Annotated in this window: 9 protein-coding genes, 1 tRNA gene and 4 pseudogenes; 10 read left to right on the top strand and 4 right to left on the bottom strand. The window is 71.4% G+C overall.

The features are described from left to right. Nucleotides 1–57: 57 nt before the first annotated feature. The 4 genes from hemC to K6K41_RS15365 all read left to right on the top strand — a co-directional run bounded on the left by hemC (nt 58) and on the right by K6K41_RS15365 (nt 5,171). A complete protein-coding gene (hemC, locus tag K6K41_RS15380) occupies nt 58–987 on the top strand; it encodes a hydroxymethylbilane synthase (protein WP_261401252.1) in 930 nt (309 codons plus the stop codon). A gap of 8 nt (nt 988–995) precedes the next feature. Next, nucleotides 996–1,703, top strand: coding sequence for a uroporphyrinogen-III synthase (locus K6K41_RS15375; protein WP_261401251.1), 708 nt, complete (start codon nt 996–998; stop codon nt 1,701–1,703). 95 nt (nt 1,704–1,798) lie between these two features. Continuing rightward, nucleotides 1,799–3,388 (top strand): COG4223 family protein, encoded by a 1,590-nt coding sequence (locus tag K6K41_RS15370; protein WP_261401250.1) that lies wholly within the window; start codon nt 1,799–1,801, stop codon nt 3,386–3,388. A 13-nt stretch (nt 3,389–3,401) separates the two neighbouring features. Beyond that, nucleotides 3,402–5,171, top strand: a complete 1,770-nt coding sequence (locus K6K41_RS15365) for a heme biosynthesis protein HemY (protein WP_261401249.1) — start codon at nt 3,402–3,404, stop codon at nt 5,169–5,171. Between the two features lie 9 nt (nt 5,172–5,180). Here K6K41_RS15365 and K6K41_RS15360 read toward each other — a convergent pair whose 3' ends face one another. The 3 genes and pseudogenes from K6K41_RS15360 to K6K41_RS15350 form a co-directional block, all read right to left on the bottom strand. Further along, nucleotides 5,181–6,500, bottom strand: a complete 1,320-nt coding sequence (locus K6K41_RS15360; protein WP_261401248.1) for an FAD-dependent oxidoreductase — start codon at nt 6,498–6,500, stop codon at nt 5,181–5,183. A gap of 190 nt (nt 6,501–6,690) precedes the next feature. Then, nucleotides 6,691–7,383: pseudogene (locus K6K41_RS15355) on the bottom strand (alpha/beta hydrolase); the annotation flags it as partial. 293 nt (nt 7,384–7,676) lie between these two features. Next, a pseudogene (locus K6K41_RS15350) lies at nt 7,677–8,884 on the bottom strand (zinc-binding metallopeptidase family protein). Nucleotides 8,885–9,057: 173 nt separating this feature from the next. Between K6K41_RS15350 and K6K41_RS15345 the strand changes: the two are divergent. The 4 genes and pseudogenes from K6K41_RS15345 (at nt 9,058) to K6K41_RS15335 (ending at nt 15,932) form a co-directional block, all read left to right on the top strand. Then, a pseudogene (locus K6K41_RS15345) lies at nt 9,058–12,392 on the top strand (transglutaminase family protein). Between the two features lie 305 nt (nt 12,393–12,697). Next, nucleotides 12,698–13,968 (top strand): annotated as a pseudogene (locus tag K6K41_RS29540) (circularly permuted type 2 ATP-grasp protein); the annotation flags it as partial. A 33-nt stretch (nt 13,969–14,001) separates the two neighbouring features. After that, complete coding sequence (locus tag K6K41_RS29535; RefSeq protein ID WP_315855227.1) at nt 14,002–15,048, top strand: alpha-E domain-containing protein; 1,047 nt, start codon at nt 14,002–14,004, stop codon at nt 15,046–15,048. Then, nucleotides 15,045–15,932, top strand: coding sequence for a transglutaminase family protein (locus K6K41_RS15335; protein ID WP_261401247.1), 888 nt, complete (start codon nt 15,045–15,047; stop codon nt 15,930–15,932). Before K6K41_RS29535 ends, K6K41_RS15335 begins: the two co-directional genes overlap by 4 nt. 661 nt (nt 15,933–16,593) lie before the next feature. On the opposite strand, the gene K6K41_RS15330 is transcribed toward K6K41_RS15335, so the two are convergent. Further along, entirely contained in the window at nt 16,594–16,989 is a 396-nt protein-coding gene (locus tag K6K41_RS15330; RefSeq protein WP_261401246.1) for a RidA family protein, read from the bottom strand. A gap of 183 nt (nt 16,990–17,172) precedes the next feature. Here K6K41_RS15330 and K6K41_RS15325 point away from each other — a divergent pair. Together K6K41_RS15325 and K6K41_RS15320 are read left to right on the top strand one after the other, a co-directional pair. Continuing rightward, nucleotides 17,173–17,270 (top strand) — tRNA-Sec (locus K6K41_RS15325). A 178-nt stretch (nt 17,271–17,448) separates the two neighbouring features. Beyond that, complete coding sequence (locus K6K41_RS15320) at nt 17,449–18,858, top strand: FAD/NAD(P)-binding protein (protein WP_261401245.1); 1,410 nt, start codon at nt 17,449–17,451, stop codon at nt 18,856–18,858. Nucleotides 18,859–18,973: the final 115 nt, after the last annotated feature.

Here is an 18,973-nt window from a genome sequence, read left to right as displayed (position 1 = left end):
GGATGTCGGTAAAAGCCGACATACAAAACATACAAGCAGACAAGAACGAGCAGCCCAATGCCCGCCCCCCTCCTTCGCATCGGCACCCGCGGCAGTCCGCTCGCGCTCTGGCAGGCCAACACGGTGCGCGACGGGCTCGTGGCGGCGCTGGGCGGGGATCCGGACACGGTCGAGATCGTGGTGATCAAGACCACGGGCGACGTCATCCAGGACCGCCCCTTGAGCGAGGCCGGCGGCAAGGGCCTGTTCGTGAAGGAGATCGACGAGGCGCTGCTTGGCGGCCGCGTCGACCTCGCGGTCCATTCCGCCAAGGATCTGCCGACCGACCTCGCCGAGGGCACCGGGCTTGCGGCCGTGCTGCCGCGCGCCGACGTCCGCGACGCGCTGATCGGGGGTTCGGCCGCGACCCTCGACGCGCTGCCGCAGGGCGCGGTCGTCGGCACCGCGTCGCTGCGGCGCGGAGCGCTGGTGCGGCGGCGGCGGCCGGACCTCAAGGTGGTCCCGTTCCGCGGCAACGTGCAGACGCGGCTCGACAAGCTTTCGGCCGGCATGGTCGACGCGACGCTGCTCGCGCTCGCCGGCCTCAGCCGGCTCGGCCTCGCCGCCCACGCGACCGAGATCCTCCCCGAGGACGATTTTCCGCCGGCGCTCGGCCAGGGCGCGGTCGCGGTCACGGCGCGCGTCGGCGACGAGCGCACCCGCGAAGCGCTCGGCGGGCTCGACTGCGTCGCGACCGCGGCGGCGCTCGCCTGCGAGCGGGCGTTCCTGAAGATCCTCGACGGCTCCTGCCGCACGCCGATCGCGGGGCTCGCCCGCGTCGAGGGCGACGCTCTCGCGTTCCGCGGGCTGGTGCTGTCGGAAGACGGCGCGCGGACCGTCGAGGGCGAGATCCGCGGCGGCGCGACGGACGCCGAGCGTCTCGGCGCCGAGGCCGGCCGCGACGTCCGCGCGAGGACGCCCGCCGATCTCCTGGCCGCCTTCGGATGAAGATCCTCGTGCTCCGTCCCGAGCGCGCCGCGCAGCGCACGGCGGAGGCGCTGGCGCGGCTCGGGCACGAGGCGATCCTCGCGCCGGTGCTCACGATCGAGGACCTGCCCTCGCCCATCCCGGACGGACCGTTCGACGCTGTGCTGGCGACGAGCGCCAACGGCCTGCGGAAGCTGAAGAACCGGCGGGAGATCGCCTCGCTGACGGATCTTCCGCTGATCGCCGTGGGCGACCGCACCGCCGAGGCCGGCCGCGAGGCCGGGTTCGCTACGGTTCACGTCGCCGAGGGCGACGGGCGCGCGCTGGTGGCGGAGGCCGCGGCCCGCTTCCCGACGCCGGCGCGTTTTCTTCACGCCGCAGGGGCCGACCGGGCCTTCGACATCGCGGGCGCGCTTGCAGGACACGGCCACGAGACCATCGTGGTCGAGCTCTACCGGGCGACCGCGGCGACAAAGCTGCCGGAGGCGGCCACGGCGGCGCTCCGCGACGGGACGGCGGGCGCAGTGCTCCATCATTCGGGACGCATCGCCGCGACCTTGGCGGCGCTCGCCGAGGCCGAGGGGCTCGGCGAGGCGCTGCGCGCGCTGCCTCACGCCGCCCTCGCGCCGCGCATCGCCGCGATTCTCGGAGAGGCCGGCTGCGGCCGCGTCGAGGTCGCCGCGCGGCCCGACGAGGCGGCGCTTCTCGAAGCGCTTCAAGCCATCTTGAATCGATGACGGGACGACGGCTCGCCATCGCCGCCCCGGCGGTCTAATTAGGTCTCGGCGGTCGCGTTCGCGGCCGCACCCCTTTGACGTGAAGCGAGGTCGAGATGGCGGACCCGAAAGGACCCGAGACCGGACAGGGCGCGAAGGCCGGCCACAGCGCCCGCCCCCGCGCGCAGACCCTCGACCTTTCAGCGAACGACGTTTCCGCCAAGAGCGAAACGGCCAAGAGCGAGACTGCGAAGCCCGATCAGGCCAAGGCTGAGCCGGCGACAGCTGAGCCCGCCAAGGCCGCGGCTCCCGCGAGCCCGACGCCTGCAGCGGGGGTGGCTCCCAAGATCGACGCGGCGAAGACCGAAGCGCCGAGGCCGGGCGCCGCTTCGTCCGAGCAGCCGAAGCCTCAGCCTTCGGGCGCGGCTGCGACGTCCGCCTCGGCGGCGCCGAAACCGGACCCCAAGAGCGACGCCAAGCCGACGGCCGCGGCCGCCCCGAAGCCCGACGACAAGCCGGGTTCGGCCCCGGCGCCCTCTCCAAAACCCGCCCAGAGCGTCCCGCCCGCCTCCGCCTCTCCCCGCCCGGAAAGCGACGGCGTGGGCGTGTTCGGCGTCGCGGCCGCGGCGATCGGCGGGGCGGCGATCGCGGTGCTGGTGATCGCGCTGTTCGGCAAGGATTTCATGGGGCTCGGCGGCGGCGACGCGGCGCGGATGGGGGCGGCGGAGGCCAAGCTCGACGCGGTCGGCCGCGACGTCGCGGCGCTCCGCGCGCAGCTGTCGAAGACCGCGCAGTCGACCGACACCAGCGCGATCGATGCGCGCCTGGCCGACGTGTCCAAGGCCATCGAGGCCTCGAACGGCCGCGTCGGCGGCGTCGAGGGCGAGTTGAAGGCGCTCTCGGCCAAGGTCTCCGAACCGCCGCCGGCCGATCCCGCGATCGCGGCTCTGGCGGGCCGGGTCGAGGGGCTGGAGCTTCGCCTGCAGGCCTCCCCGACCGCCGACGCGCTCGCGAGCGTGGCCGCGCGCATCGAGGGGGTGGAGGCCCGGCTCGGCGAGCTTCCGACCAAACAGGCGGTGGCGGAGGTGAACGCCAACGTCTCGGCCATGGGGGCCAAGGTCGAGGCCGCGACCGGCCCGCTCGCCGCCCGCGTCGACGCCGTCGCGACGGCGCTCAAAGAGCGGCCCGAGGGCGATCCCGCGGCGCGGCTCGTGGTGGCGCTCGGCGCGCTCGACGCCGCGATGGAGGCCGGCCGACCCTTCGTCAACGAATTCGAGGCCGTGAAGGCCGCGACAGGCTCCAACGCCGAGCTCGACGCCCTCGCGCCCTACGCCGCCAAGGGCATGCCGACGCGGTCCGCGCTCGGCGCGGAGCTGTCGGCGGCGATCGGCAAGCTGGCGCCCATCAAGTCCGAGACCACCGGTTCGGTGTTCGAGCGCTTCGTCGCCAACGCCGGCGGCGTGGTGAAGATCACCCCGCAGAAGGCGGGCTCGGGCTCCGATCCCGAGGCGATCCGCGCCCAGGTCGCGGCCGCCGGCGCGGCCGGCGACATCGAGGGCGCGCTCGCGGCCCGCGGCAGGCTCGACGAGGCCGCCCGCGCCGCGACCGACGACTGGGCGAACCGCGCGAGCGCGCTCGTCTCCGCCGAGGCCGCGATCGGCTCGGCCCGCACGGCGGCGCTCGCCCGCCTCACCGCGAACGACTGAGGACAGACCCAAGATGGTGCGCGTTCTGCTCTATCTCGTCCTCGTGGGGATCTTCGCCTGCGCGGCGGTCTGGATCGCCGACCGGCCCGGCGACCTCGTGATCAACTGGCAGGGCTACCGGATCGAGACCTCGGTCTCGTTCGCGGCGGTCGTCATCGCGGCGGTCGCGATCACGACCGTGATCCTGTGGAACGTGATGCGCTGGATCCTCGCGGGTCCGGAAGCCTTCGCGCTGTTCCGGCGCAATCGCCGGCGCGCGAAGGGCTATGAGGCGATCGCCCGCGGCGTGGTGGCGGTCGGCACCGGCGACGCCAAGCGCGCAGGCCGCGAGGCGAGCGAAGCCCGCAAGCTACTCGGCCGCGAGCCGCTGACGCTGGTGCTCGCCGCGCAGGCCGCCCAGCTTTCGGGCGACGGCCCGGGCGCCGAGGCCGCGTTCCGCGCGATGACGGAGCGGACCGAGACCAGGTCGCTCGGCCTGCGCGGTCTCTTCGTCGAGGCCGAGCGCCGCGGCGACCGCGCCGCCGCCAAGGCGCTCGCCGAGGAGGCCGCGAGGCTGACGCCCGACACCTGGGCCGGCCAGGCGCTGTTCGACTATCAGTGCGCCGAGCACGACTGGGCCGGGGCGCTGCAGACGCTCGACCGCCTCTCGGCCAACCGCCTGATCGACAAGGCCGACACGCGCCGCCGTCGCGCGGTGCTGCTGACCGCGCAGGCCATGGAGGACGGCGGCGACCCGCAGGGCGCGGTCAAGCGCGCCCGCGAGGCCCATTCGCTCGCGCCCGACTTCCCGCCGTCCGCCGCGCTCGCCGCGCGGCTCCTCGCCGAGCAGGGCGACGCCAAGAAGGCGATGAAGATCGTCGAGACGACCTGGGCCAAGACCACCCATCCCGATCTCGCCGAGGTCTATGTCCATGTCCGCCCCGGCGATTCGGCGCGCGACAAGCTGAAGCGCGGCCGCTCGCTCTCCGAACGCTCGGGCGAGGATCCGGAAGGGCTGATCGCGCTCGCCCGCGCCGCCATCGCGGCGCGCGAGCTCGGCGAGGCCCGCGCCGCGATCGGCAAGCTGCTCGGCGCGCGGCCGACGGCGCGCGCCTGCCTCCTGATGGCCGAGCTCGAGGAGATCGAGCATGGCGAGCAGGGCCGCGCCCGCGAATGGCTCGGCCGGGCGCTGCGCGCGCCGCGCGACCCCGCCTGGGTCGCCGACGGCGTTTCGAGCGAGGCCTGGGCGCCGGTGTCGCCGGTCACCGGAAAGCTCGACGCCTTCGTCTGGAAGATCCCGGTCGAGGAGAGCCGTCCGCGGCTCGCCGCCGAGGCGTGGCTCGACCAGGGCCCGGTGGAGCCGCTGCGCGCGCTCGAGCCGCTCGAGCCCGTCGCGCCGCCGTCGAACGCGATCGCGCCCGTCCCCGTCGCGCCTGTCCCCGTCGCGCCCTTGCCGCGCGAGATGCCGACGCTGAGCGAGCCGGCGGCCGAGGCGAAGACGCCGGAGCCGGCCAAGAGCCAGCCCGCAAAGCCGGCGCTCGCCAAGACCGATGTGGCCAAGACGGAAGCCGTCAAGGCCGAGCCGGCGAAAGCCGCGCCGGTCGAGACCGTGAAGGCGGATCCGTCGCCCGTCGAGAAAACGCCGGCGAAGCCCGAGTCCGGCCGCAAGCCCGTCGCGCGGCCGACGGCGGCGGTGTTCCCGCTGTCGCGCGCGCCCGACGATCCAGGTCCGCAAGGCGGCGGCGAGCCGGCCGATACGGTTACGGGCGGGCAAAGCTTCCCGGCGCAACGCCCGAACTATTGAGGCGTAGGGCTAGAGCGCGGCGATTTTAGAATGAGGCGCCAGGTCGTGGATGCCCGGCGGCGGCCGGGCAAGACGGCTTGCGCGCGCAAGACCGCGTCGCACTTTCAGAGCCCCCTTACGCGAGAGGCGAGCGGACCCGCTCCGGCCGCACGCCCACGCCGATGAGCCGCGCGGGAAGGCCCTGCAGGATCGGAAGCGGTCGAGCAGGCGGAGCGGAAGCGGCGGCGTCAGCTTCGTGCGGCTCGCGAGCGTCGGGGCGACGACGTTGTTCTGCATCATGAGCTGCATCGCCTGCGTGACCCGCACGGCCGGCATCCGTCGCGCCTGCACGCGCGCGAGCGCCGCCTCGTCGACGGGCCCTCGGCGCAGCGCTTCGGCCAGCAGATTGGCGGTCGCGATCGCGTCCTGGATCGCGACGTTCACGCCGACGCCGCCGATCGGCGACATCGCATGGGCGGCGTCGCCGATGACGAGCAGGCCCGGGGCGTGCCAGCGGTCGAGACGATCGACCGCGACCGACAGCAGGCTGGTCTGATCGAAGCTCTCGATCTCCTGCGCCCGCTCCGGGGGGAACGGCCCGAGCCGACCGATCCGCGCGCGAAAGGCCTCGATTCCCTCGGCCTTCACCGCCTCGCCCCCGCCCTTCGGGATAACGAGCGCGCATTGCCAGTAGTCGCCGCGGTTGATCGCGATGAAGAGGCCCTCGGAGCTGAACCGCCCTGCGGTCGCCGCGCCGTCGCCGGGCGCGCGCGAAACGCGGAACCACATCACGTCCATCGGCGCGCCGAGCGTCTCGACCTCGAATCCCGCGGCCTTCCGGATGGTCGAATGCCGTCCGTCCGCCCCGACCACGAGATCCGCCTCGACACGGAGCGGACCTTCGGGCGTCTGGGCTTCGACGCCCGTGACGCGGCCGGCGTCGTCTCTCAGAAGCTCGGTGGCCTGCGCTCTCCGGAACAGCGTGAAATTCGGCAGGCGCGCGGCCTCGCCGGCGAGGAAGTCGAGAAAGTCCCACTGCGGCATGAGCGCGATGAAGCGCTTCTTCGTCTTCAGGCGGCGGAAGTCGGCCACCTGGAAGATCTGGTCCTCGACGATCGCCGAGAAAGGTCTCGACCTCCTGATGCGGCAGCTCGAGGAAACGCTCCAGGAGGCCGAGATCGGAGAGCGCGTCCATAGTCGGGGGTGGATGGTGTCGCCGCGGAAATCGCGCAGGAAATCCGCGTGCTTCTCGAGCGCCATCACCTCGACGCCGGCTCGCGCCAGGAGCAGCGAGAGCATCAGGCCCGCGGGCCCGCCGCCGACCACGCAGCAGCGAGTCCGGACCTCCATGGTCGGTTTCCCGGGCCGCTAGAGAGCGCGGCCGGCGCGCGCCGCGCTCTTCGAAGCCAAAGGCCGAGCGGAGGTCGCTTGCGACGAGCTCCTGCGCCGAGCGGGCGTGGCGCACGATCGCGCCCATGCCGAAGAAGCCGTGGCTGACGCCCTCGAAGTCGACCGCGTTCACCGCGACGCCCGAGGACCGCAGCTTGTCGGCGAGCTCGTGGCCTTCCGAGCGCAGCGGATCGATCTCGGCGGTGAGCAGGGTGATCGGGGGCAGGCCGGACAGATCGGCGTGGCCGACGAGATCGAGGCGCGGGTCCTCTTTCTGGTCGACGCCCAGAAGCGCATGGCCGAGATACCAGCCGATCATCGCCTTGTTGACGGGCCGCGCGAATTCGTTCGTCCGGAACGAGGGGGTGGTCAGATCGACGCCAGCGAGCGGATAGATGAGCGTGAGATGGACCGGCGGCGTCATCTCCCGGTCCCGCGCCGCGATCGCGACGTTGATCGCGAGGTTGCCGCCCGCGCTTTCGCCCGCGACCGCGATCTGGCCGGGCGAGGCGCCGAGCTCCTCGGCTTTCTCGAGCGCCCAACGATAGGCCGCGACCGCGTCGTCATGGGCGGCGGGAAACTTGTGTTCGGGCGCGCGGCGGGTCTCGACCGCAAGCACCAGCGCGCCTGTCCGCGAGGCGATCGCGCGGGCGCTGGCGTCATAGTCGTCGAGGTCCGACAGCACCCAGCCGCCGCCGGGATAATAGACGACGAGGGGCAGAGGACCGGAGGCGACGCCGGCGGGCGTATAGAGCCGGGCCGCAAGTTCGCCGTCGGCGCCCGGATAGCGCAGCTCGCGCGTGCGCACCTCCTCGTCGGGATCCGAAATCCCGTATCTCGCCATCAGCGAGGGAGACGGCGTCGGCGGGCGAGGGCTGGCTGCGGGCCTCCTCGGGGGTGAGATCCTCGATCGGCTCGGCGCCGAGCGCCTTCAGCTCGTCGATCACCCGCGCATGTCGAGTTCGGCGCGGGCCGTCGGGTCGCCGGCGACCACGCCGAGAAGGCGCGTCACGCGTTCGCCGAAGGTCGCTTCGGGCAGGGGTACCTCGTCGATCGTCGACATGCGGGGCCTCCTCCTATCGGGCGGGCCGGACGCCGGTCTTCTTACGCACACGCGCCGCGTCTTCGGCCGGGTGATCATTGGACAAGGTGGCCCGAGTTGAGGCCGGTGGGAAGCCCCCTGTAGCCGCATTGATGAGGCCCGCTCGTCTCCCTCCCCCGCAGAGGGGAGGGAGACGAGCGGCGGAGGGACTCGGCGCGCTCAATGCGCGGTCGCGTCGCCCACCCGCCGTGCACGAGGTCGTGCACGAAGCCGAGCTTCTGGATCACAGGCTCGGCGAGCACGAAGGGATAGGGGTCCGGCGCGCCCATCGAGCGGTTGAGCGAATTCAGCGCCGAGGACAAAGCGAGCCAGGAATCGGCGATCTGCGCCATCGGGGTGTCGGCCCCATAGGCGTCGAAATTGACCTTGGCGGTCAGCACGTCCTCGCGGTCGACCTTGGGATTGACGCGGAAGCCCCACGCGCCCGCGGTGTCGAGCGTGTCGGTGATGTGGAGGTAGTGCGCCCAGGTCTCGGCGAAGTCCTCCCAGGCGTGGGAGGCGGCGTAATGCGAGACGAACTCGTTCTGCCAGCCGGGTTTCGGGCCATTGGCGTAATGGGTCTTGAGCGCCTCGCCATAGTCCTGGGAATCGTCCCCGAAGGTCTGGCGGCACTGGTCGAGCGCGCCGCCGTCGCGCACCAGGCGGTCCCAGTACCAGTGACCGACCTCGTGACGGAAATGGCCGAGCAATGTGCGGTAGGGCTCGCCCATCGAGGTGCGGCGCTTTTCGCGTTCGGCGTCGTCGGCCTCGACCAGCGCGATGGTGATGAGGCCGTCGTCATGGCCGGTCATCACATGGTGGTCGCCGGTGGCGGGGCTGTCGCTCAGGAACTGGAAGCCGAGGCCTTCGGGGTGCTCGTCGCGGGTCTGGAGCGGCAGGCCGAGCTTGATCAGCGTGTAAAACAGGCGGCGCTTGGCCACCTCCATCTTGCGCCAGAGCTCGACATTGGCGGCGTCGGAGGTGTCCGGCACCACGAGATTGTGCCGGCAGCAGAGGCACATCTGCTCGCCGCCCGAGGCCGGCGTCAGCCATTGCAGACCCCGAAGGCGTAGTTCGAGCAATAGAGCCAGGAGGCCCCGTCCGACCGCTCGCCGACCGAGCGCCAGGCGCCGTCGTCGGACTTCTCGAGCGCGAGCATCGTGTTGGAGGTCGGCTCGTAGCCGAGCGCATGGTTGCAGCGCTCGCAGACGACGTTCTCGAAGAACACCACCTGGCTGCAATGCGGGCAGGCGAACAGTTTCATTTGAGCGGTTTCCCCGTAAGGCGCCCAGCGCCGTTTCGACCCGCTGAATGCTCCAGCCCGCCTTTCGTTCCACGTCCGGCGCCTGTCTTTTCGCCAATCTCGGCGCTTGTCGCCCCGCCGCCACGGCGTAAGCTCACCGCGCCCTCGATCAAAGAAGGTTTCCCCAGAGCCAGATGTCGATCCTCGCCGCGCTTCGCCACGTCACGCACTACAAGTACGACCGCCCGGTCTTCCTCGGACCCCAGATCGTCCGCCTGCGGCCGGCGCCGCATTCGCGCACGAAGGTCCCGTCCTTCTCGCTGAAGGTCTCGCCGGCGGAGCACTTCATCAACTGGCAGCAGGATCCGTTCGGCAACTACCTCGCCCGCTTCGTGTTTCCCGAGCCGGTGCGCGAGTTCAAGATCGAGGTCGACCTCCTCGCCGACATGACGGTCTACAACCCGTTCGACTTCTTCGTGGAGGAGAGCGCGTCGGAGTGGCCCTTCGCCTATGAGGCGGAGCTGAAGTCGGACCTTGCGCCCTATCTCGAGGTCGAAGCCTTCGGGCCGGACTTCGACGCCTTCTTCGAGGCGATCGACCGCTCCGAGAAGGGCACGGTCAACTTCCTCGTCGGCCTCAACCGCCACGTCGCCAATCTCGTGCGCTACACGATCCGGATGGAGCCGGGCGTGCAGACGCCGCAGGAGACGCTGTCGATCGGCTCCGGCTCCTGCCGCGACTCGTCCTGGCTTATGGTGCAGACCATGCGGCGCCTCGGCTTCGCGGCGCGGTTCGTCTCCGGCTACCTGATCCAGCTCAAGCCCGACCTCGTCGCGATCGACGGGCCGGCGGGCACCGACCACGACTTCTGCGACCTCCACGCCTGGGCGGAGGTCTATCTTCCCGGCGCGGGCTGGATCGGCCTCGACCCGACATCGGGCCTGCTCACCGGCGAAAGCCATGTGCCGCTCGCGGCGACCCCGCACTACCGCTCCGCGGCCCCGATCTCGGGAGCCGCGAGCTTCGCCGAGGTCGACTTCGCGTTCGACATGGGCGTCTCCCGCATCGCCGAGCGGCCGCGGGTCTCCTTTCCGTTCTCGGACGAAAGCTGGGACGCGCTCGACGCGCTGGGCGAAAAAGTCGACGAGGAGCTCCGCGCCAATGACGTCCGCCTCACCATGGGCGGCGAGCCGACCTTCGTGTCGATCGACGACTTCCAGTCACCCGAATGGAACGCCGACGCGGTCGGGCCGGCGAAGCGCGCGCTCGCCGACGACATGATCCGGCGCCTGCGCGACCGCTTCGCGCCCGGCGGCTTCCTGCATTACGGGCAGGGCAAGTGGTACCCGGGCGAGACGCTGCCGCGCTGGACCTTCTCGCTCTACTGGCGCAAGGACGGCCGCCCGATCTGGAAGAACCCGGACCTGATCGCGCGGGAAAAATGCTCCGCCAAGGCCGACATCGCGGCCGCCGAAGCGATCACCAAGGACATCGCGGCCCGCTCGGCGTGCCGGCCGAGAACGCGTCCGCCGCCTATGAGGATCCGTCCTACTGGCTCGCCCGCGAGGCGCAGCTCCCCGAAAACGTCGATCCCAGCAACCCCAAACTCGCGGACGCCGAAGAGCGGGCGCGCATCGCCAAGGTGTTCGACCGCGGCCTCAACGCTCCGACCGGCTTCGTGCTGCCGGTCCAGGCCTGGCAGGCGCAGGGAATCCGCTGGATCTCCGAGCGCTGGTCGACGCGCCGCGGCAAGCTGTTCCTGACGCCCGGCGACAGCGCGCTCGGCTACCGCCTGCCGCTCGGCTCCCTGCCCTATCTCAGCTCCTCGCAGTTCCCGTTCTTCGCGCCGATCGATCCCGTGCGCGAATACGAGCCGCTCCCTACCCCCGAGGCGATCGCGCTCGCCCACCGCCAGCGCAGCGTCGCGGGGCCGACCGCCTCGCCGATCGCGGGCGCGGCGACCGCGGCCGGGGACGCCGCCTCGCTCGGCGTCGAGATCGCGGGCTTCGTCCGCACCGCGATCTCGATCGAGCCGCGCGACGGCAAGCTCGCGGTGTTCATCCCGCCGATGGAGTCGATCGAGGCCTATCTCGACCTGTTGACCGCGATCGAGGACGCGGCCGAGACGCTCGGCGTCCCGATCCACATCGAGGGCTATGCGCCCCCGCATGATCCGCGCATCAACGTGATCCGCGTCGCGCCCGATCCCGGCGTGATCGAGGTCAACGTCCATCCGGCCGCCTCCTGGGCGGAGGCCGTCGACATCACCTCGGGCGTCTATGAGGACGCGCGCCAGTCGCGGCTCGGCGCCGACAAGTTCATGGTCGACGGCAAGCATGTGGGCACCGGCGGCGGCAACCACGTGGTCGTGGGCGGCGCGACGCCGCTCGACTCGCCGTTCCTGCGCCGGCCCGACCTGCTGAAGTCGCTGATCCTGCACTGGCAGCGGCACCCGTCGCTGTCTTATCTCTTCTCCGGCATGTTCATCGGGCCGACCAGCCAGGCGCCGCGCGTCGACGAGGCGCGCCACGACGGGCTCTACGAGCTCGAGATCGCGATGGCGAACGTGCCCTCGCCGTCCGACGGCTGGTCGACGCCCGCATGGCTCGTCGACCGGCTGTTCCGCAACCTGCTGATCGACGTCACGGGCAACACCCACCGCTCGGAAATCTGCATCGACAAGCTCTATTCGCCGGACGGGCCCACGGGCCGGCTCGGCCTCGTCGAGTTCCGCGGCTTCGAGATGCCGCCGGATCCGCGCATGAGCCTCGCGCAGCAGCTCCTCATCCGCGCGCTGATCGCGAAGTTCTGGAAGGAGCCCGCGACGGGCGGCTTCGTGCGCTGGGGCACGCGGCTGCACGACCGCTTCATGCTGCCGGCCTTCGTGTGGGCCGACTTCCTCGACGTGCTCGCCGATCTCGGGCGCTCGGGCTATCCGCTGCGGCCCGAATGGTTCGAGGCGCAGTCGGAGTTCCGCTTCCCGTTCTGCGGCCGGATCGAGCGCGAGGGCGTGACGCTCGAGCTTCGGCAGGCGCTCGAGCCCTGGCACGTCATGGGCGAGACCGGCGCGATCGGCGGCACGGTGCGCTTCGTGGACTCCTCCGTCGAACGCCTTCAGGTGAAGCTGACGAACGGCGATCCGTCCCGCCATGTCGTGGTCTGCAACGGCCGCGCGGTCCCGCTGACGCCGACGGACGTCGGCGGCGAGATGGTGGCGGGCGTGCGCTTCAAGGCGTGGCAGCCGGCGTCGGGCCTGCATCCGACGATCCCGGTGCATGCGCCGCTCACCTTCGACATCTACGATCGCTGGTCCAAGCGCTCGCTCGGCGGCTGCGTCTATCATGTCGCGCATCCGGGCGGGCGCAATTACGAGACGTTTCCGGTCAACGCCAACGAGGCGGAAGCGCGACGCCTCGCGCGCTTCGAGGACATCGGCCACACGCCCGGCGCCTTCGAGCCGATCCGCGAGACGCCCGACCCGAGCCTGCCGTTCACGCTGGACCTCAGGCGGCCGGCAGGACTGGGATAGGGCGCGCGACTCCCTCCCCTGTCCCAGGGGAGGGAAACTTCCACCGTCTCTTTTTTACTGCGGAGAAACATTAGAGCGGCGCCGCGGCGTCTCGCCCATCGTCAAACCGCGCGAAACGGCGCAATGATGCGCGCGAGCGGAACGCGCGCTTCGGGGGAGCGCATCGGGCGGTGAGCATTCTGTCGATCGACGGCAAGGCGGCCAAAGAAGCGGCCAAGGAGGCCGCCAAGGGAACGGCCAGGACCGAGGCCCCGCGCGCCGGGCTTCTCGACGGCTATCGCCCGCCCGAAGGCGTCATCGACGAGATGCTCGGGCCGGACGGCCAGGTGCGCCCGCATTATCGCGAGCTGGTTTCGGCGCTCGGCGGCCTCGGCGAACCCGAACGCGCGCGCCGCTTCGGCAGCGCCGCGCAATATCTGCGCGAGGCCGGCGTCTACTATCGCGTCTATGGCGGACAGGAGCCCGGCGAGCAGACTCGCTCCTGGCCCCTCGCCTTCCCGCCGCTCATCATCGAGCGGCGCGAATGGGCCGACCTCGTCGCGGGGCTCACCCAGCGCGCGGTCTTCCTCGAAAAGCTGATCGCGGACCTCTATGGCGAGCGCCGCCTCGTGCGCGACGGCGTGCTGCCGCCCGCCGTGCTCGGCCGCAATCCGGAGTTTTTGCGCCCGATCGCCGACCAGGGCCGGTCGGGACGTCCGCTGATCCGCTTCATCGCGGTCGATATCGGCCGCGGGCCTGACGGGCGCTGGTGGGTGCTGGGCGACCGCACCCAGGCGCCCTCGGGCGCGGGCTTCGCGCTCGAGAACCGGGTCGCGACCTCGCGCGCCTTCCCGGACCTCATCCGCGACCTCAAGGTCCAGCGGCTCGCGGGTTTCTTCCAGCAGTTTCGCGAGACGCTGAACGCGCTCGACGACGGCAAGGGCGCGCGCGTCGGCGTGCTGACGCCCGGCCCCCACAACGAGACCTATTTCGAGCACGCCTATCTCGCCCGCTATCTCGGCTTCCTGCTGCTCGAGGGCGGGGACCTCGCGGTCCATGGCGGGCAGGTGGTGGTGCGCACGGTCGACGGGGCCAAGCCCATCCACGTGCTGTGGCGTCGCCTCGACGGCGACTTCGCCGACCCGCTCGAGCTCCACGCCGGATCGCGCATCGGCACGGCGGGCCTCGCCCGCGCGGTGCGCGAAGGCTCGGTCGAGATGGTCAACGCGCTGGGTTCGGGCCTGCTCGAGACCCGCGCCCTGCTCGCCTTCCAGCCCCGCTCGCCCGCGCGCTGCTCGGCGAGGAGCTGAAGCTGCCGACGGTCGCCACCTGGTGGTGCGGGCAGGAGGCCGAGCGCGCCTATGTCTCCGAACATCGCGACGAGCTGTCGCTCGCGCGCGCCTTCCCGCAGTCGCCCAACGCCGAGGAGCGCCGCCGCCCGCTTGATCTCGGCATCCGCGCCTCGGCCTCGGCGCGGCTGATCGAGGATCTCGACGGCGACGGCGTCGACGTCGTCGGCCAGGAGATCGTCGCGCTCTCGACCGCGCCGGTGTTCGTCGACGGCAAGCTCACGCCGCGCCCGGTGACGGTGCGGGTCTATCTCGCCCGCGACGCGTCCGGCTGGCGGGTGATGCCGGGCGGCTTCGCGCGCGTCTCCACCTCGACCGATCCGCTCGCCGTCGCGATGCAGTCGGGCGGGCATTCGGTCGACGTCTGGGTGCCGTCGGAGAAGAACGAGAAGCCCGTCACGCTGCTCTTCAGCGAGCAGCGCAATTTCTCGCGGCGCCTGCCGAGCGCGCCGCCCTCGCGCGCGGCCGACAACCTGTTCTGGCTCGGCCGCTACGTCGAACGCGCCGAATGCGCGACGCGGCTCGTGCGCCTCTACGCCTCGCGGCTCGCCGAAGGCGAACGGCGCGGAACGCTCGAGGCCGAGATCGGCGAACTCCTGACCGGCCTCGACGTCGAGGCCGCGGTCGCCGATCCGGCGACGACGCTGCTGAAGGCCTCGCGCATGGCCTTCGCCACCGCCTCGCGCATCCGCGACCGGTTCTCGCCGGACGGCTGGCGGGCGCTGCGCGAGGTCGTGGACCTGATCGAGAGCCACATCCGCCTGCGCGAGCCCGGCGACCTCGTCGACGTCGCGAGCCAGGCGCTGACGCGGCTTTCGGGCTTCGCCGGCCTCGTGCACGAGAACATGTACCACTTCACCGGCTGGCGCTTCCTGCAGGCCGGGCGGCTGCTCGAGCGGGGGCAGGTCTCGGCGCAGGTCGCGGCCGCCTTCGCCAAGATCCCGGAGGGCGGGCTCGAGGCGCTGCTCGAATTCGCCGACAGCCGCATCACCTATCGCCGGCGCTATTCGGTGCATCTGTCGCGCGAGACTGTGATCGACCTCACGGTGCTCGACCCTTTCAATCCGCGCTCGGTCGCGTTCCAGGTCAACGGGCTGAAGAGCGTTCTGGACGAGCTGCCGGGCATCCGCCGCGGCGAGACGCTCGCGACGGTGTCGCGCCGCATCGCGCGCCTTCAGGTGCGGCTCGCGACCGGAGACGCGTCCGAGGTCAACGAGGCCTTCCTGCTGCGCGTCGCGACCGATCTCGGCGACATCTCGGATCTTCTCGGCCAGCGCTATTTCGGCGCCGCCCCGCTCGCCTCCGGCGAAGGCGCGGAGGCCGAATGATCTACGACCTCTCGCTCGTCATCGCCTATGACTACGCCGAGCCTGTGAACGACGCGCGCCATATCCTGCGCGTGCGCCCGCGGCTGGAGCCCGGCCAGCGCCCGGGCCCGGTCAAGCTCGTCGTCGAGCCGCGCCCCGACGAACAGATCCGCGACCGGGACTTCTTCGGCAACGCGCTCGACCACCTCCTCATTTTGCCGGCTCACGAGGCGCTTGAGGTGCGGATGTCGACCCAGGTCGAGGTGGAGCGGCCGCGCCCCGATCTCGGCCGCACCCCTGCGCTCGGAGAACTGACGGCGCTCGCCCGGGCCTCGCGGGACGTCAGCGGCGCCGGGCCGATGCATTTCCTCGGCGACAGCCGCCGGGTGCGGATCTCCGCGCCCTTCGCCGACTATGCGCGCGACGCGATGGCGGACGGGCGTCCCGCCGGCGAGGCGGTGTTCGAGCTCGCGGCGCAGATCAAGGACGAGTTCGACTACGCCCCCGGCGCGACCAAGGTGGACACGCCGGTGGAGGAGGCCTTCGCCAAGCGCGAGGGCGTCTGCCAGGACTTCGCCCATGTCATGATCGCGGGCCTGCGCGCCGTCGGCGTGCCGGCCGCCTATGTCAGCGGTTTCCTGCGCACCGTGCCGCCGCCGGGCAAGCCGCGGCTCGAAGGCGCCGACGCGATGCACGCCTGGGTCACGGCCTGGCTCGGGCCGCAGGTCGGCTGGGTCGGCTTCGACCCGACCAACGCCATGCTCGCGATCGACGACCACATCACGGTCGCGGTCGGCCGCGACTACGCCGACGTCGCGCCGATCGACGGCACGGTGATGACCGCGGGGTCGCAGACCACGAGCCATTCGGTCGACGTGAAGCCGGTCGAGCACGCGACGGCGTGAGCCGTCGCTATCTTACTGTTGTCGCGAGCGAGCCACCGCGCGTCATCCCGGCCGGAGAGCCGGGATCCAGAACCGGCACGGCTGGTCCAGACTCCCGCCGCGGCGTCGGTTCTGGATCCCGGGTCAAGCCCGGGATGACGGCTGAGCTGGAGCCGGCCGCAGCGCCCGCCTCCTGACGACCCGCCCGAACCTCCGCCCGTCATCCCGGCCGAAGAGCCGGGAACCAGAACCGGAACAACTGGTCCAGACTCCCGACGCGGCGTCGGTTCTGGATCCCGGGTCAAGCCCGGGATGACGGCTGAGCTGGAGCCGGCCGCAGCGCCCGCCTCCTGACGACCCGCCCGAACCACCCGCCCGAACCTCCGCCCGTCATCCCGGCCGGAGAGCCGGGATCCAGAGCCGGAACGGCCGGGTCCTGACTCCCGCCACGGCGTCGGTTCTGGATCCCGGGTCAGGCCCGGGATGACGGCTGAGTATGAGCCGGCCGCAGCGCCCGCCGCCCGACGACCCGCCCGAACCTCCGCGCGTCATCCCGGCCGAAGAGCCGGGATCCAGAACCGGGACGGCTGGTCCAGACTCCCGCCGCGGCGTCGGTTCTGGATCCCGGGTCAGGCCCGGGATGACGGCTGAGCGGAGCCAAAGCGTCCCCAAAAGCCCGGCTTCACGCGCCCTGCGGGATCCTGGCCACGACCTTGAGCTCGAAGTCGAAGCCCGCGAGCCAGGTCACGCCGACCGCGGTCCAGTTCGGCGGCCGTTTGCCGATCACCGTTTCGCGGACCTTGACGACCGTTTCCAGCTGGGCCTCCGGATCGATGTGGTAGGTGGTGAGGTCGACGATGTCGTCGAAGCTCGCGCCTTCGGCCTTCAGCGTCGCGATCAGCGTGTCGAAGGCGAGCCGCACCTGCTTTTCGAAGTCGGGCTCGGGCGTTCCGTCGTCGCGGGCTCCCACCTGCCCGGAGACGAACAGCAGGTCGCCGGCCCGGGTCGCGCCCGAATATCGGAACTTCTCGTAAAGCGCCTGCATGCCGGCGGGGGGCGTGGCGTCTTGCGTGCTCATCTGATTTCTCTCCATGACGTCGTCGCGGCCGACCTCGGCCGCGCATAGCTACGTTTCGTATGTCGGCGATGTCGGAACATACGTCGCGTATGTCAATGGCGCGGGAGAACGGTTTCTGCGCTTCCGCGTTCACGGCCCCGCGACTTCCCCATGGGATCGCGGATCGATAGTTTGCCGCCGGACGGAGGAGAAACGTTCCCCGGTGGGGCGTCCGGTCTTCAAAACCGGGAGGGGCCGCGGATGCGGTCTTTGGTGGGTTCGACTCCCACTCTCTTCCACCAGTCACCGATCCATCCGCGCTTCACAGGAACGGCGGCCGCCCGCCGCGACGTCCGGCCGCTCGCGCATGGCCGGACAATTGCAAACGAGCGCATGGAGAAAGCCGCCATTGCGGCTTAACAAGGCGGACGCGGCGCCAACGGCGCCTTGTCTATCGATTCTGTCGTTTTGGAAGGCGCCATGGCTTCGGAAGACGCTCACCAGCGAAGCATCGTGATCGTCGGAGGCGGGCTCAGCGGATCGCTGCTCGCGCTGCGCGCCATCGAGGATCCGAACAACCGGGTGACGGTGATCGAGAAGGCCGCAGCGCTTGGGCGGGGCGTCGCCTACGGGGCCTGCGACCCCGGCCACATGCTCAACGTGCCGCTGTTCCGCATGGAGCTCGGCCTCGCGCCGACCTTCGAAAGCTGGCTGCGCGAGAACCGGCCGGAAGAAATCAACACCCATGACGGCGGCGAGCGCGACAGCTTCGTCACCCGCCGCTCCTTCGGCGACTACGTGTCGTCGATCGCCGAGGCCGAGACGGTTTCGGGGCGGCTGAAGCGCGTGCGCGGCGACGTCGTCGAGATCGGCCGCGACGACGGACCTTACGTGCTGATGCAGGACGGCCGCGTGATCCGCGGCACCCATGTGGTGCTGGCGACCGGCAACCTGCCGCCCAAGACGCCCCGATTCAGAGACGAGGGCGTGCTCGACTCGCCGGTCTTCATTCCCGACCCTTGGGACCTGCACCGCGACCGCCTGCCGGCGAGCACGGACCCGATCCTCCTGATCGGGACCGGCCTCACAATGGTCGACGTCGCGCTGCGGCTGACGCGCAACGGGCATACCGGCCCGATCATCGCACTGTCTCGCCACGGGCTCCTGCCGGGCCGACATGTCCATGGCGGGCAATGGCCGAACGCCTTCGAGGCCGGCCCGCTGCCGCCCCGCCAGGCTTTTCGGAAGCTGAGGCGCGAGGCAGCCGAAGCGGCGCAGAAGGGCGTGCCGTGGCAGCGCGTGATCGACGCGATCCGGCCGAGCCTCGCGAGCGTCTGGATGTCGTGGAGTCAGACCGACCGCCAGCGCTTCCTGCGCCACTGCCGCACCATCTGGGACGTGCGCCGCCATCGCATGGCGAACGCCGTCGCGGTCCAGATCGACGCGCTGCTCGGGGCCAATCTCGAGATCCGCGCCGGCCGCATCGAGGGGCTGAGGCGCTCCCCCGCCGGCGCGCTCGTGACCGTGCGCCCGCGCGGGAGCCGCGATCTCGTGGAGCTTGAGGTCGCCACCATCATCAACTGCACGGGCCCGCGCTCGTCCTTCGACGACCTCAACGCCCCGGCCTTCATGAAGCTGAAGGAGCGCGGCCTGCTGACGCCCGACGAGCTCGGGCTCGGGGTCAAGACGGTCGGCTGCGCGCTCGTCGACAAATACTCAACCCCCTCCGACTGGCTGTTCGCCATGGGCCCGCTCACCCGGCCGGAATGGTGGGAGATCACGGCCGTCCCGGAGATCTCGGCGCAGAGCCACTTCCTCGCCGACGGCCTCGGGCGGGCGGGACAGCGGTCGCTGCTGCGCGACTTCGTCGATCTCGGCTCCGGCATCTGAGAAGCGGCTTTCGCCGCAAATGCGGCGAAGGACCGCGCGTCGCGCCGGCCGCGCCATGAAAACCAAGGCCGCGCCGGCCGAAATCCGCCGGACCGGCGGGGACGCGGCGCGCGGC

The sequence above is a fragment of the Chenggangzhangella methanolivorans genome (genome assembly GCF_019797865.1).
Classification (GTDB): Bacteria; Pseudomonadota; Alphaproteobacteria; order Rhizobiales; family Methylopilaceae; genus Methylopila; species Methylopila methanolivorans.
Note: the sequence above shows the minus strand (reverse complement) of the source record. Positions and strands in the feature narration are given on the sequence as shown.